This is a genomic window from Heyndrickxia sp. FSL K6-6286 (assembly GCF_038630395.1).
Lineage (GTDB): Bacteria > Bacillota > Bacilli > Bacillales > Bacillaceae_C > Heyndrickxia > Heyndrickxia oleronia.
Genome location: NZ_CP152029.1, coordinates 4059392 through 4074660, shown reverse-complemented (window position 1 = coordinate 4074660; position 15269 = coordinate 4059392). Strand labels below are relative to the sequence as shown.

The window sequence follows — 15269 nt, the reverse complement described above, 5'->3', positions numbered from 1 at the left end:
GCAACTGACTTTGCAGGTGAAGATTTGTGGAATTAAAAGCTTGGATGCGGCAATGAGTGCTGTAGAAGCAGGTGCCGATTTGATCGGCTTTGTCTTTGCGGATAGTAAGCGAAGAATTTCTCCGAGCCAAGCCAAGCAAATAGCCGATCATATCCCGTCAGATGTAAAAAAAGTAGGCGTTTTTGTCAATGAGGATGCCGAGAAGATGACTGAAATCGCTGAATATGTTGGACTCGATTTCATCCAATTACATGGAGATGAAACACCGGAAGATGCGATGACCCTTAATCGTCCGATTATCAAGGCATTCTCTATTGATCGAATAGTTGAAATAGAAAGTTTTCCATGCGATTACTATTTAATAGATAGTCCGAGTGGACGGTACCGGGGAGGAACAGGACTCCCTTTTAACTGGGAAAAACTTCATCACACTCCGCTTAATAAGGATCAATTGATTCTTGCAGGGGGATTGAATGAAGAAAATGTTGCGGAGGCGATCGCAATCGTAAACCCCGCATTGCTCGATGTCTCTAGTGGTGTGGAAACCAATGGGGAAAAGGATCCAGAGAAAATTCGGTCATTTATAGAGGAAGCAAAACGAGCGTTTCAATACTTAAAGGAGAGTGAAGGAAATGACAACATATACACAACCAAATGAAAAAGGACATTTCGGAATGTTTGGTGGCAGATTTGTTCCGGAAACATTGATGCCAGCTGTATTGGAGCTGGAGACGGCTTATGAAGAGGCAATAAAGGATCCGCAATTTTTGCAACAAGTTGATTATTATTTTAAGCAGTACATTGGTCGGGAAACACCATTGTACTATGCTGAAAATTTATCAAAACAATTAGGTGGTCCAAACATTTACTTAAAACGAGAAGATTTGAATCATACAGGTGCACATAAAATCAATAATGCGATTGGTCAGGCTCTTTTAACACAACGGATGGGAAAGAAGAAGGTAGTGGCAGAAACGGGTGCCGGTCAGCATGGGGTTGCAACGGCAACTGCCTGTGCCTTGCTTGGACTTGAATGTGTAGTATTCATGGGTGCTGAAGATATTCAAAGACAAAAATTAAATGTGTTCCGCATGGAACTATTAGGTGCAGAAGTAAGAAGTGTCGAGCAAGGGAGCGGAACATTAAAGGATGCGGTCAATGAGGCATTAAGATACTGGGTCACACATGTTGAGGATACCCATTATATACTAGGTTCTGTTGTTGGACCCCATCCATTTCCGAAAATTGTTCGTGACTTTCAAAGTGTCATAGGAAGTGAAACACGTAGACAAATACAAGAACAAACAGGAAAACTTCCTGATGCAGTAGTGGCTTGTATTGGAGGGGGCAGTAATTCAATCGGAATGTTCTACCCGTTTGTTAATGATTCCGATGTCAAGCTTTATGGCGTAGAAGCAGGAGGATCAGGCGTCGATACGGGAAAACACGCGGCAACATTAACAGATGGGAAGATCGGGGTACTCCATGGAACGATGACGTATTTATTGCAGGATGATCATGGACAAATTCAAGAAGCCCACTCCATTTCAGCCGGTCTGGATTATCCAGGTGTAGGACCTGAACATAGCTATTTGAAGGAATTAGGCAGGGTGCACTATACAGCAATTACCGATGTAGAAGCATTAGAAGCGTTTGAGCTTTTAACAAAAACAGAAGGGATCATTCCAGCATTAGAAAGCTCGCATGCTGTCGCCTATGCAACTAAATTAGCTAAAGAAATGTCTGCTGATGAAACACTTGTCATCTGTCTTTCCGGCAGAGGGGATAAAGATGTAGAAACCATTAAAAAAATTAAAGGAGGGCTGTAAGAATGGGCATTGAAAAATTAAATCAAGCGTTTCAAACTGTTCTTGAAAAAGGGGATAAGGCATTTGTTCCATATATTATGGCAGGTGATGGAGGGCTTGAAAAACTAAATGAACAAATTGATTTTTTTGAAGAAAGTGGGGCAACTGCCTTAGAATTAGGCATTCCATTTTCCGATCCGGTTGCTGATGGGCCAACTATTCAGGAGGCAGGTATTCGCGCATTAAAGGTAGGAACAACCTTGCAAGCGGTTCTTGAGCAGCTGAAATTAAATAAAAGCACCAGGACTATTCCGATTGTGATTATGACCTATATGAATCCTATTTATGTATTTGGGATAAAAGAGTTTGCAAGAGAATGTGAGCATGCAGGTGTCGATGGTGTGATTATTCCGGATTTACCGATGGAAGAGGAGGAAATTCTAGCAGATTCCTTGAAGGATCATCAAATCGCCTTAATCCGTCTAGCAGCATTAACGAGTTCAAAAGAAAGGGCGAAGGAAATTGCGAGTGGAACCCAAGGCTTTTTATACGCTGTAACAGTAACTGGTATAACGGGGGCAAGGGCCTCTTATAGTGAAAATATTGGTTCCTATTTAAAAGAATTAAAGGAACTATCAGGTGCTCCTGTTTTAGCTGGATTTGGTGTTTCTACTCCTGAGCATGTCGTAGAGCTAGGACAATATTGCGACGGTGTCGTTGTCGGTAGTAGAATCATTGAGCTTCTGCAGAAGAACGATCGAGACAGTATAAAAAAACTGATAGACGCTGCTAAAAAAACATCTTTAATCTTGAAAAATTAGACGATCGTTTTTATGTAAGAAGAGGGGGGAACTATGATTCGTTCCCCCTCTTTATAGTAGGCTTTTTTCTCAGTGAAAAACTCGTCGATCTTTAACCTATTTTTATTGGTTAAAAGATGATTGGTTATGAAAAGAGCCTTTTAGTACTATAGTTTATCTATAATTCCCTTTGGTAGATTGATAGGTGGCCAAAAATCCCCAATTGCATGATCAACAGGGTGGAAAAGTTCCACAGTATTCGGTACCACTACTGCTACTATGATTAGAACGATAAAAATCCATTTAACTAGCGTCATTCTTTTTTTCAAAAGAAAACCCTCCTTAAAGTTCTAAAATTTTTTCATAGACGGAATTTGCCTTAGCGAAAGAGAGCGCAGCCTCCTTAAATCTCTTTTTCTTCTGGTAATATTCTCCGAGTTTTTTTGAATAAACGATAATGGATTGATTCTGCTTTCTTTCTTCGAAATAAGGAATCGCTATATTCAATATAAAATCCTCGAAGCCTTCAGGGTAGCCCCTTACAATATACTGGAAAAAGGTTAATTCAATATAGTGCTCTTTTTGTTGATCAATGGACTCAATGAGGGAAAAACCATGATCCAGCCAAATATTTACCTCGTGAATAAAGCCAATCTTATAGTATTCATTGATGATGTTAATAATTATTTGGAGTTGGTCATTTGTTTTCTGTTTATCTAATTCTTCATAACTATTCAGATAATGTGTAATCGCCTCCTTTGATTTACCTTGACGAGATTTTAACAATCCTAAATTATGTTCAATTTTATCGATTAAATCTGTATAGCTAATAGATTTTGCTAACTGTTTGGCAATCGTGTAATGATGTTCAGAATCGCTATATTCTTGCATTTTACTATAAACCACTCCAAGTAGCATATGACAATCTGTACAGCGCTTCATTTGATAGGTTTGTTGAAAAAGTGATAATGCTTCTTCAATGTAGAAAACCGATAATGTGTTTTTGTTGATTCGACCAAGGGTCAGTCCATACATATAATATAGGTCGGCTTTTTCATCAAGTAAATTTGCATCAATCGCAAATAAGTAATTTTTTGCATTATTAAATAGACTAGCTGCCTCAGCGAATTGATTTGTGTAGTAGAGATAGTTTCCGTGGAATTTTTGAAATGAGAATTTTAAGTCATCAGCCATTTCAAAGTGAAAAGGTTTAACCATTTCGATTAATTCTTTTGCTTTTTCAAGCTGTTTTTGTATTAGGTAATATCTGATTAAGTATACATGATAGGTTAGAATAAGTTGGAAGTCCACACTATCAGAAAGTTTGCTTGAAATTTTCTCGAAAATGGCAGAGGATTCCTCTTGATCATTTTGTAATAAAGAAGGTTTCCATTTATTCAAGAGCTGAGTTAATTCTTCGTTCGGATACGTCATAAATGGAATTTCAAGCCGGTCACATAATTGACTTAGCATTTCGATAGGAGGTGTATGACCATTATTTTCAATAGATGCTAGATACGATAGTGCGGTAATGCCATCAGATAATTCCTCAGGACTAAGTCCTCTTAAAAGACGATAAAATCGAATTCTTGTCCCAATATGCATAATAAAGACTCCTAGCTAATACATTATTTTAATTTTGAAAATTCAGTATCGTTTTGTCTATTATGTAAGATTTTTGTAAATATTTCAAGAAACTAACTTATGGAAAATTATTTTCGTTTAAAAAAATATCCACAATGATATACACATATTAAATACGATTAAATAAAGGTTCTAAAAGGAATTCCACAAGTTTGACAGCTTATCCACATAAGTTATTAACAGCCTTATCCACAACATTTAAGAGGGGTAATCTATTGATTTGAAGGGGGTTTTAAAAAACTATACACAAAATTAGTAGAGTTGTGGAAAACTAGGGGGTCTGACCCCACAACGCTAGTTCTTTTATGGAAAAGGTTGATTTTATCAGGGTTTTCTTAGTGGGGGTCTGACCCCCATAGGAAAAGCAGGGGAGGCCCCTGCTTTTTACATTTTTTTGTTTTTTGCTCGTTTTTCGGCTGCTTGGGATCGAGCTTGTGCTTCTCGATCGTTTTGGTCAGCTAGTTCTTCGGAAAACTCTACGTCTTTACCGTCATATTTTAAATTTTTAGGAACTTGGGGAAGTTTTGCTTTATTTTTGTCACGTGTTTTTTGCTTATGTGCTCTACCCATTTTTAGTGCCCCCTTCAAATATAAAATTGTACGGAATGTTTTCCGTTTCTATAGATTGTGTAAAATTCTTTGGTTTTATCAAGAATTTTTTTGTCTGTCTTGGATATATCCACCTGCACGATCGGCAATTTTAAATTCATGGGCATAGTTAATGGCTTGCATACTCGATAAATTACTTTTTGTTTTAACACGTTTATCTTTCGACATCTCATTTCACCCTTTCACTGATCTTTTTAAGAATGTTGAACATGGCATTTCTGACTAGCTCCAGTGCCTTTACCCTTAATAGGACTTCCGAGAAAATCAATAAAGCTGATTTCCTACTCAACAAGGCGCTGTGCTTTTCTATACAGTATTACCTTAATCATGGCAAACATACGGAATAGAATGGTAAAATGAGATGGAATTCAAATAAAGAGGGATGCTTTCTATGCCAATTATTACGAAAATATCCGTACAAAAGAATAATGTTGAACGGTATAATATCTTTCTTGATGGGAACTACTCCTTTAGTGTGGATGAAGAAGTATTAGCACGATTTCAGTTAATGAAGGGGAAGGAACTATCTGAATTAGATATTACTGAAATCAACTATGAGGATGAGATCCGTAAGGGTGTTAATAGTGCCATACATTATCTTTCCTTTCGCATGCGTTCTGAAAGGGAAGTTAGGGATTATTTAAAGCAAAAAGAATATCCTGAACCTGCGATTCAAGAGGTTATCCATAAATTATATCAATTGAAATATATAAATGATGTAGAGTTTGCTATTGCCTTTGTTCGAACACAAGTCAATACAACGAAAAAAGGGCCAAGTGTTTTAAAACGGGAGTTAAAGGAGAAAGGGATTTCTGAAACGAATATTGACATAGCGATGAAGGAATATCCAATGGATGCTCAGCTTTCCCATGCGACAGCACTGATTGAAAAAACAATCAAGCAGAACCAGAAGCTTTCCGAGAGAAGTTTAAAGCAAAAAATTGAACAGAATTTACTGAGAAAAGGTTTTTCGGGAGAAATGATCCAAATGGCCATGAATGAGGTAACGATCGAAAAGGATGAGGATCAGGAATGGCATGCGATCATTGAGCAAGGAATGAAGGCCCATCGGAAATTCCAAAAGTATAGTGGCTATGAATATGAGCAAAAAATGAAACAGACCTTATATCGAAAAGGATTTTCAATCGAATTAATCGACCGATTTATCAATGAATATGAAAAGTGAATAGGTGGGAAACAACTCATGGAGCAAGAAAAAAGATACAGTCAAATGACAGAGTATGAATTAAGACAGGAAATATCTTTATTAACCGAAAAGGCCAGGAAGGCAGAGCAGCTTGGTATTGTAAATGAATATGCCGTTTTAGAAAGAAAGATCGTAATGGCCAAAGCCTATTTATTGAATCCTAAAGACTTTATTCCGGGAGAACTCTATGAAATAGAAGGAGATCCAGGAAGCTACTTCAAAATCGATTATATTAACGGTGTTTTTGCATGGGGCTATCGCTTAGCTGGCCAAAAGGAAGAAGAGGCACTTCCGATATCTGTTTTAAAGAAACTAAAATAATTTAAAGGTCAGCTCTTTACGATAAAGGAGCTGACCTTTTGTGTTTTACATGGTATTAGACGTCGCTATCTCTTCTACTTGATGCCTTCATTCTTTCCTGTGGGTGCGTGTTGATGGATCCATCTGCACGTGTGGAAGCAAATTCTGCTTTTGCTCTTGGTTCACCTTCAAATTTATTATCATTTCCATAAGGAAAGCCTTTTGCTTTATTTCTCATTATGGTAATCCCCCTTCGAAGGTTTTATAAAAAGGGATGTAAAAACTTATAGACAGCCCTATCCATTATTATTTTCCTTCATTAAACCATTATAACTAGAAGGTTCATCCACTTCCTATCAAGTTCTTGTGGCTATATCTAATTTCTTTCTCAGCTTTTCTTTACTATAGATCCAGCCAGTATAGGAACCCGTAATGTCCAGATCATCCTTCATTTGCACGATGGCAACAAATGGGTAATGTCCTTTACTTCGGTAGCGCAAATCAATAAATTGTACTTCGTAGCCGGTATTTAGCTCCTTAATGACCCAACGATAAATCGGGGAAAAGGATAAAAAGGCTGAGATGTTTTTGTCTTTTTTTGCTTGGTCGATGATGTTATTTTCAGGGATAGGTATACGATCAAATTCATCTAGTATCGTAACCTCATGTTTATATGCACTTCCGACAAAAAATTGATCTTTTGTGCTAACAACGATTCTCCATTTAAAAAATCTCATAGTGGGGGCGATGATGATTTTTTCAGCATCCGGGATGAGCTTTAATACGGCTTTTTTAACTAACCATTGCTCAGCAAATCTCGTTAAATAATAGATAATAATGATGCTGTAAACAACGATGAAGGTGATCCCAGGATTTGCTCCGAACGCCCAAATAATCAATCCAATGACATGAATAATAAAAATGAAAGGATCAAAGGTATTGATGATGCCTAATGCAACCCATTTGGAGGAAAACGGTCGCAGGGCTTGTGTTCCGTATGCATTGAAAATATCAACAAATACATGGAGAAAAACGGCTAGAAACGCCCAGAGCCACAGATGAAATAAATTGGCTCCTTGAAAGATAAAACTTCCACAAATCGTTATGAGCAAGGACCACAAAATGATAGCTGGTATCGAATGGGTTGCCCCGCGATGATTGCGAATGTAAACAGCATTATTGCGAAATTTTAAAAATGTATCGATGTCAGGAATTTGTGATCCTATAATTGTGGCAAAAAGGATACTATGTGAATTAAGAGTGTTCTCGGTTACAACTGGGTCCAGAGTGGCTAATCCACCCAGTGCAAACCCCATAACAAGATGTGTACCTGTATCCAAAACTAACTTCCCCCTTAAAAGGTTGGCAAATCATTATCCAAAATTTGTACTGCAGAAAGTAAATGTATCAGCGTATGAATTATTGTTAAAACATGATATGGTAAAAAGGTGTGATTTGCAATGGACATTCCGTGAAGTAAGCAATTTGTAATCGAATCTTAATATTCCGTTTTTATTGTTTCGGATTTTACACGGAAGTCATTATTTCCTATTACTTTTCCCCATAAGAAGGGGAAATAACATAATTTTATTAGAGGTTGTTATGAAGCTCTTACATGTTCATGGTGATAACCTTTACGATAGATTGCTGGAGGACTATATGGTAAGTACGATTGAAAAGATAAATAAGCAAGAATTCCAAAATGATTTATTAAATTGGTATAAGGAAGAGCAGCGTGACCTCCCTTGGAGGAAGGATCAAGATCCTTATAAAGTCTGGGTTTCGGAAATTATGCTACAGCAAACAAGAGTGGATACTGTTATACCCTATTTTAATCGTTTTATTGAGAAATTTCCAACCATAGAAGCGCTCGCAGATGCTGATGAAGAAAGTGTGTTAAAGGCTTGGGAAGGTTTAGGATACTATTCCCGGGTTAGAAATTTGCAAGCAGCTGTGAGAGAAGTCAAGGAAAATTATAATAGTAAAGTACCGAATACACCTGAGGAAATCAAGTCATTAAAAGGGGTTGGCCCTTATACTGCAGGTGCTATTTTAAGTATTGCCTATGGTGTTCCCGAGCCTGCTGTCGATGGGAATGTCATGCGAGTATTCTCAAGAATTCTAACGATTTGGGATGATATCGCAAAGGCTTCTTCAAGAAAGGTGTTTGAACAAGCCGTTCGCGAGCTCATTTCACATGACAATCCATCTTATTTCAATCAAGCCTTGATGGAATTAGGTGCATTGATTTGTACTCCTACCTCCCCGGCGTGTCTCCTTTGTCCAGTAAGAGAGCATTGCCTAGCTTTTGAAGAAGGAGTTCAAAATGAATTGCCAGTGAAAACGAAGAAAAAAAGCATGAAGCATATTGAACTAATTGCTGCGGTGCTAAAGGATCAGGAAGGGAAGTATCTCATCCATAAACGGCCAAGTGAAGGGCTACTAGCAAATTTATGGGAGTTTCCAAATGTAGAAAAAAGTCAGCTAGTCAAACCGAAAGATGTCCTTCATGATTTCTTGAAAAAGGATTTCCAAGTGGATATCCAATTGGAAAAAGAAACATTGACTACCATTCCACATGTTTTTTCCCATTTAACATGGAATATTGACGTATACTCAGGGGAAATCCTTGGACAAGTAGAACAGAAAGAGGACTTAAAGCTTGTGACAAAAGAAGAATTAACTCAATATGCCTTCCCGGTATCCCATCAAAAAATGTGGAAGGCGTATCAGGAGATGGTTAGGGCATAAAACAGATGGTATCAAACCGTCTGTTTTATTTCCTTTGAAGCTAAGTAGCGATCGATTTCGATGGCTGCTTTTTTTCCTTCTTGAATGGCCCAAACGATTAAGCTTTGTCCTCTTCGCGCATCACCAGCTGCAAATACCCCATCTTGAGAGGTTTGAAAGCTATTTGTTACTGTGGCGATTCGTTTTTGTGATCGTTGAATGGTTGGGAAAATATCCTCTTTTACGCCTTCAAACCCAATCGCAATCAGGACTAGATCGGCATCCCAAAAATTATCCGTTTGATCTAATGCAGTATTTGGCTGGAAGGAAACCGTACGTAGTCCAATCACCTCATCTTTGTCATTTCCGACAAAGGATTGCGTTTGGATAAAATATTGACGTGGATCTTCACCAAATATCGTTAAAGCTTCTTCATATGCATAATCAAGGGAAAAGATCGCAGGGTTTTCTGGCCAAGGATTACCTGGTTGTCTTTCTAATGGTAACTGACCATGCTTGCCAAATTGCACCACACTTTTACAGCCTTGTCTGATCGCTGTTGCTACACAGTCAGCCCCTGTATCACCACCACCGATGACAATCACCTTTTTTCCTTCGGCTGTCATATCACAAGCAACATCTGGATCTAAATAATGCTTAGTGCTGGTAGTTAAGTAATCCATCGCATGGTAGATTCCTTTTAACTGTCTACCTTCAATCGGCAATTCGCGAGGTTGTTCAGCGCCGATACAGAGGAGAACCGTGTCAAAATTTTGCTCTAATTCCTCGATAGACAGATCGATACCAACATGTATATTGGCTCGAAATTCAATTCCTTCCTGCTTTAAGAGCTCAATTCTTCTTTCAACATATTTTTTATCAATTTTCATATTTGGAATACCATACATGAGAAGACCGCCAAATCGATCTTCCCGTTCAAAAACAGTAACTGAATGCCCTAATTGGTTGAGATCATCGGCAGCCGTCAGTCCCGCCGGACCAGAACCGATGACCGCGATTTTATGTCCTGTTTTTCTTAACGGCTTCCGAGGCTTCACCCAACCTTCTAAAAAGGCCCGATCAATAATTGCTTTTTCAATACTTTTGATGGTTACAGGTTCACTAGGGACTCCTGCCGTACAAGATCCTTCACAGGGAGCTGGGCAGGCACGAGCAGTAAATTCAGGAAAGTTATTGGTTTTGGCTAAGCGTTGATAGGCCTCATACCATTTTCCTTGATGAACGAGCATATTCCATTCAGGAATAAGATTATATAATGGACATCCACTCGTACCTGTTGAAAGAATGGTCCCCATCTGACAAAAAGGAGTCCCACAGTCCATACAACGGGATGCTTGTTGTTTTAGCTTTTTCTCAGTGAAGGGCTGCTGATATTCGCTCCAGTCATTGACCCGTTCAACTGGAGGGCGTTCCTTCGCATTCCTTCTCTTGATATCGATAAATTCTGTTGATTGACTCATTTTCCTTCACTCCTTTATCACGTTCTGTTGTCATTCTTATAGAGAGACGCCCATTGTCGGATGATCTGCTGTGATGGTTTTTCCGTCTTTTTTTAGATTGAAGGCGGTGAGACTTGCTTCATTATCAGGCATTCCTTTTTGTTTTAAATGATGGATTAAATCGATCATTTTTTTGTATTCATTTGGAATCACCTTAATAAATTGATGACGGAGCTTATCCCATTGCTTTAGGATAATTTTTGCTTTTTGACTTCCGGTTAATTGATAATGCTTTTGGATCATACGATACAACTCAATGAACTCTTCATTTGATTGAATGGACTCTATATTAATCATTTCGAAATTCATATGTTTCATAACGGCTGACTGAGATTCTGAGAAAATATAGGCGCTTCCACCTGACATCCCTGCGCCAAAGTTTTTTCCAATGCTTCCAAGGATGACAACCTTTCCGCCTGTCATATATTCACAGCCGTGATCACCGACACCCTCAACGACCGCATGCACCCCACTATTGCGAACGCAAAATCTTTGTCCTGCTGTTCCATTAATATAAGCTTCTCCTGAGGTGGCGCCAAAAAATGCCGTGTTACCGATAATCGCTTGGTCGCCTGCTGCCTTCCACGTGCTAGTTGGTTTAATGACGATCGAACCGCCAGAAAGTCCTTTGCCGACATAATCATTGGCATCCCCTTCAAGGGTTAGGGACACTCCTTTTGGAATAAAAGCACCAAAGCTTTGCCCTGCTGAACCGTTAAAGGATAGCTGGAGAGTATGGGGAGGTAATCCAGAATTTCCCCAAAGCTTCGTCACATAATGTCCTAGTAGTGTTCCAACTGCCCGATCGGTATTTTTAATATCAAAGTGGAAATGAACCGGCTGCTGCTTTTCTATATATGGCTGTAGAAGTGGCAGAAGGGTGTGCTGATCCATTCTTTTTTCAAGTTCATGATTTTGTGCAGTTGTACATGTATGAGAATCTTGCTGATTTTGATGTAAAAGCTTATCTAAGTTGATATGTTTTGCTTTCCAATGCTCTTGGACCTCTTGTTTAGGCTGGAGGAGCTGCGTTTGTCCGACGATTTCCGTTAAGCTTCGATAGCCACATTCAGCTAAAATTTCACGAATTTCTTCCGCAATAAACGTCAGGTAATTGACAATATGGTCGGGATTTCCCATGAATTTTTCCCGTAGCTTTGGATTTTGTGTTGCAATACCAACTGGACATGTATCTAAATGACAGGCCCGCATCATTAAGCATCCGAGAACGACTAAAGGAGCTGTCGCAAAGCCGTATTCTTCCGCACCTAAGCATGCAGCGATAACGACATCTTTTCCAGTCATTAGCTTTCCATCTGTTTCGAGGGTTACTCGGTCACGTAAACCATTTAGAAGGAGGGTTTGGTGTGTTTCCGCAAGACCGATTTCCCAAGGAATACCCGCATGTTTAATGCTTGTTTTCGGAGAGGCACCTGTTCCTCCGTCATGGCCACTAATCAAGATCGTATCTGCAAGCCCTTTAGCTACACCGGCAGCTATCGTTCCAACACCCGCTTTAGCCACTAATTTAACACTGATTTTTGCATGAGGATTGGCACTTTTTAAATCATAAATAAGCTGTGCAAGATCCTCAATCGAATAAATATCATGATGGGGAGGAGGGGAAATCAAGCCGACTCCTGGAGTAGAGCCTCTTACTTCAGCAATCCATGGATACACCTTTGTCCCTGGTAATTGTCCGCCTTCACCTGGTTTTGCCCCTTGGGCCATCTTAATTTGGATTTCCTCTGCTTGGGTTAAATAATAGCTAGTGACCCCGAATCTTCCTGAGGCGACCTGCTTGATGGCACTTCTTTTAAAATCACCATTTTGTTCGATGAAGGAGCGTTCCAGCTCTTCGCCACCTTCACCACTATTGCTTTTTCCGCCAATTCGATTCATGGCAATTGCTAGCGCTTCATGTGCTTCCTTGCTTAATGAGCCATAGGACATCGCACCTGTTTTAAAGCGTTTGAAGATTGTTTCAATAGGCTCGACTTCTTCGATTGGAATCCTGCCTCGATCACTTTTTATTTCAAGTAAGCTGCGAATCGTAGTAAATGGACTTTTTTCATGCATAGCAACAAATTTCTTATACGTATTTTTATCATTCATCCTTGCCGCACGCTGCAATGTGTGAATACTAAGAGGATTAAATTGGTGATGCTCACCCTCGCTTCTCCACTGTAATTCGCTACCAGAGTCAAGTGTATGGTCATGAGAAGTCATTTCAAAAACGGCATTTGCATGACGCTTCATGGATTCCTGTGAGATTTCTGTTAGACCAATCCCACTAATGGATGAAACCGTTCCACTGAAATATTTAGAAATAACCTCTTCCGAGATGCCAAGTGCCTCAAAGGTTTGCGCTCCACGATAACTCTGTATCGATGAGATTCCGACTTTAGACATGATTTTAATGACACCATTTTTCAATGCTTGGATATAATTTTGCCATGCTTGCTTTAAAGGAAGCGGAATATGCTTTTCACTCACTAATTGTTTAATCGTTTCATAAGCGAGATAGGGATGGATAGCATCTGCTCCGTATCCAATCAGGGCAGCCATATGATGTGGATCTCTCGGTTCTCCGGAATCAATGATGATGCTCGCCTTTGTTCTTACTCCTTTACTGATTAAATAATGATGGAGACAAGAGGTAGCAAGCAAGGATGGAAGCGGCACTTGGTCTTGATTAGACGGACGATCCGTGAGAATAATCAGCTTGCACCCTTCATTAATCGCGGATAATGCTTCTGTGCATATACGATTCAATGCTTCTTCTAATCCACTGCTTTGGGTAAAATTTATTAGAATTTCTTTAGATTGCAGTGATGAATGCTTTAATGCTATAAACGATGCAGGATCGATAAAAGGATGCTCTAGTTTCAGATGTTTTTCGTCTGAAAGACTTTGATCCAATAAATCGATCTGGGGTCCAAGCCAAGTGACGGTTGAAATCACACATTCTTCTCTTAGTGCATCAATCGGCGGATTGGTTACTTGGGAGAAGCTTTGCTTGAAATAGTGAAACAATAGCATCGGTCTCTCTGATAATACAGCCAGTGGTGTATCAATCCCCATTGAACCTGTAGGCTCCTTCGCATCATTAGACATAGGTAGAAGCATTTTCATCACTTCCTCGTACGTATAGCCAAACATTTTTTGCAGAAAAATCGCTTCACTCGGTTCAAATTTTGACGATGCTGGTAGTTTATTTCCCTTATTTTTTAACGGAATGACCTGTTGATTGATATATCTTTGATACGGTTTTTCTTTACTTATGAAGGTTTTTAATTCATCGCTTTTTAGTAGCTTTCCTTTTTCGGTATCGATAAATAGTAATTCTCCTGGCTTCAAATGACGCTTTTCCTTAATATTGTCATCTTCTATATCGATGACACCAACCTCTGATGCAAAGATAATCCGATCATCACCTGTAATATAGTATCGCCCTGGACGTAATCCATTTCGATCTAAAACGGCACCTATTTGTTTTCCGTTCGAAAAGCCTAGTGCCATTGGTCCATCCCACGGCTCCATTAATAAGCTATGATATTCGTAAAATGCTTTAAGCTCCGCTGGCATCTCATCATCTAGCTCCCATGGTTCAGGAACCATCATCATGATTGCATGGGGGAGGGACCATCCATTTAATAATAAAAACTCTAAAGCATTGTCGAACATCGCAGAGTCACTGCCGTTTTCTTGAATGATTGGTGCGACTTCAGGATGTCCAGTCATTTTAGCGTTAAACCAGTTTTTGTTTCCTTTAATCGTATTAATTTCTCCATTATGTGCGATCATCCGATTCGGGTGGGCACGCTCCCAGCTTGGGAACGTATTTGTACTGAAGCGCGAGTGAACTAGGGCTAATGCTGATGTAAAAGCGTGATTCGTAAGGTCAGTATAAAATGAAGTTAATTGTTCGGCTGAAAGTAATCCTTTATAAACAATGGTTTGGTTTGAAAGACTGGAAAAATATAATTGATCTGCAAATTTCTTTTCCATTGTTCTTCTTAATAGATACAGCTGATATAAAAACGCTTTTTCACTCATGGTATTCGCTTTTTTAATAAATAATTGTTTGATCACAGGTTGAGTTGATTTTGCGACTTCACCTAGAATGTCTGGAGATACAGGAACTTCACGTTCTCCAATAAAGGAAAGGTTTAACGTTGAGGCCTCGTGTTTGAATGCTTCAATGATTTGCTCTTGGATCTTTTTATTTGTAGGTAAGAATAGCATTCCGACTGCGTATTCACCTTTTTGAGGGAGAGTAAATGGGCAGACTTCCTTGAAAAATTGATCAGGAATTTGCAAAAGAATTCCTGCACCATCGCTTGTTAGGTTATCACTGCTTTTACCAGCGCGGTGATCAAGTCTTTGGAGCATAAGAAGTGCTGAAGAGACGATATCGTGAGAGGGGCGCCCTTGAATATCTGCATAAAAACCTATACCACAAGAATCATGTTCAAAATCCTGGCGATATAGTCCACCGTGATGTTTTTCATTTTGTCTCATCATAGTCTACATCCTTCCGTTACTATATCTAAATAGTTTGATAATAAAAAATTTTACTTTAATTCATTCGATCTTTACAATATATTATTAAGAACATATTTATCTCAAAATTAGATTGGTGGGGAAA

General features: G+C 39.0%; 14 protein-coding genes. 6 read left to right on the top strand and 8 right to left on the bottom strand.

Translation table 11 applies throughout. The annotated features are described in order from the left end of the window. Nucleotides 1–16: 16 nt before the first annotated feature. From MHI39_RS20575 to trpA, 3 genes are read left to right on the top strand one after another with little or no spacing between them, the layout of a single operon-like run. On the top strand, nt 17–658 hold the full coding sequence (locus MHI39_RS20575; protein ID WP_342541472.1) for a phosphoribosylanthranilate isomerase: 642 nt from the start codon (nt 17–19) through the stop codon (nt 656–658). Then, nucleotides 633–1829 (top strand): tryptophan synthase subunit beta, encoded by a 1197-nt coding sequence (gene trpB / locus MHI39_RS20570; protein WP_278892218.1) that lies wholly within the window; start codon nt 633–635, stop codon nt 1827–1829. Before MHI39_RS20575 ends, trpB begins: the two co-directional genes overlap by 26 nt. Before the next feature lie 2 nt (nt 1830–1831). Beyond that, nucleotides 1832–2629 carry a tryptophan synthase subunit alpha gene (gene trpA, locus MHI39_RS20565; protein ID WP_278892217.1) on the top strand — a complete coding sequence of 266 codons (798 nt, stop codon included), beginning with the start codon at nt 1832–1834 and terminating at the stop codon, nt 2627–2629. A gap of 146 nt (nt 2630–2775) precedes the next feature. Here trpA and MHI39_RS20560 read toward each other — a convergent pair whose 3' ends face one another. The 4 genes from MHI39_RS20560 to MHI39_RS20545 all read right to left on the bottom strand — a co-directional run bounded on the left by MHI39_RS20560 (nt 2776) and on the right by MHI39_RS20545 (nt 5029). Beyond that, complete coding sequence (locus MHI39_RS20560; RefSeq protein WP_280619083.1) at nt 2776–2937, bottom strand: hypothetical protein; 162 nt, start codon at nt 2935–2937, stop codon at nt 2776–2778. Nucleotides 2938–2950: 13 nt separating this feature from the next. Next, a complete protein-coding gene (locus MHI39_RS20555; RefSeq protein ID WP_280619085.1) occupies nt 2951–4213 on the bottom strand; it encodes a helix-turn-helix transcriptional regulator in 1263 nt (420 codons plus the stop codon). Nucleotides 4214–4636: 423 nt separating this feature from the next. Next, nucleotides 4637–4822, bottom strand: a complete 186-nt coding sequence (locus MHI39_RS20550; RefSeq protein ID WP_071977657.1) for a YfhD family protein — start codon at nt 4820–4822, stop codon at nt 4637–4639. A gap of 78 nt (nt 4823–4900) precedes the next feature. Next, complete coding sequence (locus MHI39_RS20545; protein ID WP_071977658.1) at nt 4901–5029, bottom strand: YfhE family protein; 129 nt, start codon at nt 5027–5029, stop codon at nt 4901–4903. Nucleotides 5030–5252: 223 nt separating this feature from the next. On the opposite strand from MHI39_RS20545, the gene recX reads away from it, so the two are divergent. Together recX and MHI39_RS20535 are read left to right on the top strand one after the other, a co-directional pair. Further along, nucleotides 5253–6047, top strand: coding sequence for a recombination regulator RecX (gene recX / locus MHI39_RS20540; RefSeq protein ID WP_216386086.1), 795 nt, complete (start codon nt 5253–5255; stop codon nt 6045–6047). Nucleotides 6048–6065: 18 nt separating this feature from the next. Continuing rightward, the gene (locus MHI39_RS20535; protein ID WP_058005671.1) at nt 6066–6389 is read left to right on the top strand and encodes a YfhH family protein; all 324 of its coding nucleotides are present in this window, start codon (nt 6066–6068) and stop codon (nt 6387–6389) included. Between the two features lie 55 nt (nt 6390–6444). On the opposite strand, the gene MHI39_RS20530 is transcribed toward MHI39_RS20535, so the two are convergent. Both MHI39_RS20530 and MHI39_RS20525 read right to left on the bottom strand, forming a co-directional pair. Continuing rightward, nucleotides 6445–6609, bottom strand: a complete 165-nt coding sequence (locus MHI39_RS20530; RefSeq protein WP_173720017.1) for a small, acid-soluble spore protein K — start codon at nt 6607–6609, stop codon at nt 6445–6447. 115 nt (nt 6610–6724) lie between these two features. Further along, the gene (locus MHI39_RS20525; RefSeq protein ID WP_342540087.1) at nt 6725–7708 is read right to left on the bottom strand and encodes a metal-dependent hydrolase; all 984 of its coding nucleotides are present in this window, start codon (nt 7706–7708) and stop codon (nt 6725–6727) included. A gap of 319 nt (nt 7709–8027) precedes the next feature. Between MHI39_RS20525 and mutY the strand changes: the two genes are divergently transcribed. Next, nucleotides 8028–9119, top strand: coding sequence for an A/G-specific adenine glycosylase (gene mutY, locus MHI39_RS20520; protein ID WP_342540086.1), 1092 nt, complete (start codon nt 8028–8030; stop codon nt 9117–9119). 11 nt (nt 9120–9130) lie between these two features. On the opposite strand, the gene MHI39_RS20515 is transcribed toward mutY, so the two are convergent. Together MHI39_RS20515 and gltB are read right to left on the bottom strand one after the other, a co-directional pair. Beyond that, nucleotides 9131–10579: a glutamate synthase subunit beta gene (locus MHI39_RS20515; protein ID WP_342540085.1), complete on the bottom strand. Its 1449-nt coding sequence runs from the start codon at nt 10577–10579 to the stop codon at nt 9131–9133. Between the two features lie 36 nt (nt 10580–10615). Continuing rightward, nucleotides 10616–15145 (bottom strand): glutamate synthase large subunit, encoded by a 4530-nt coding sequence (gene gltB, locus MHI39_RS20510; RefSeq protein ID WP_342540084.1) that lies wholly within the window; start codon nt 15143–15145, stop codon nt 10616–10618. Between the last annotated feature and the right edge of the window lie 124 nt (nt 15146–15269).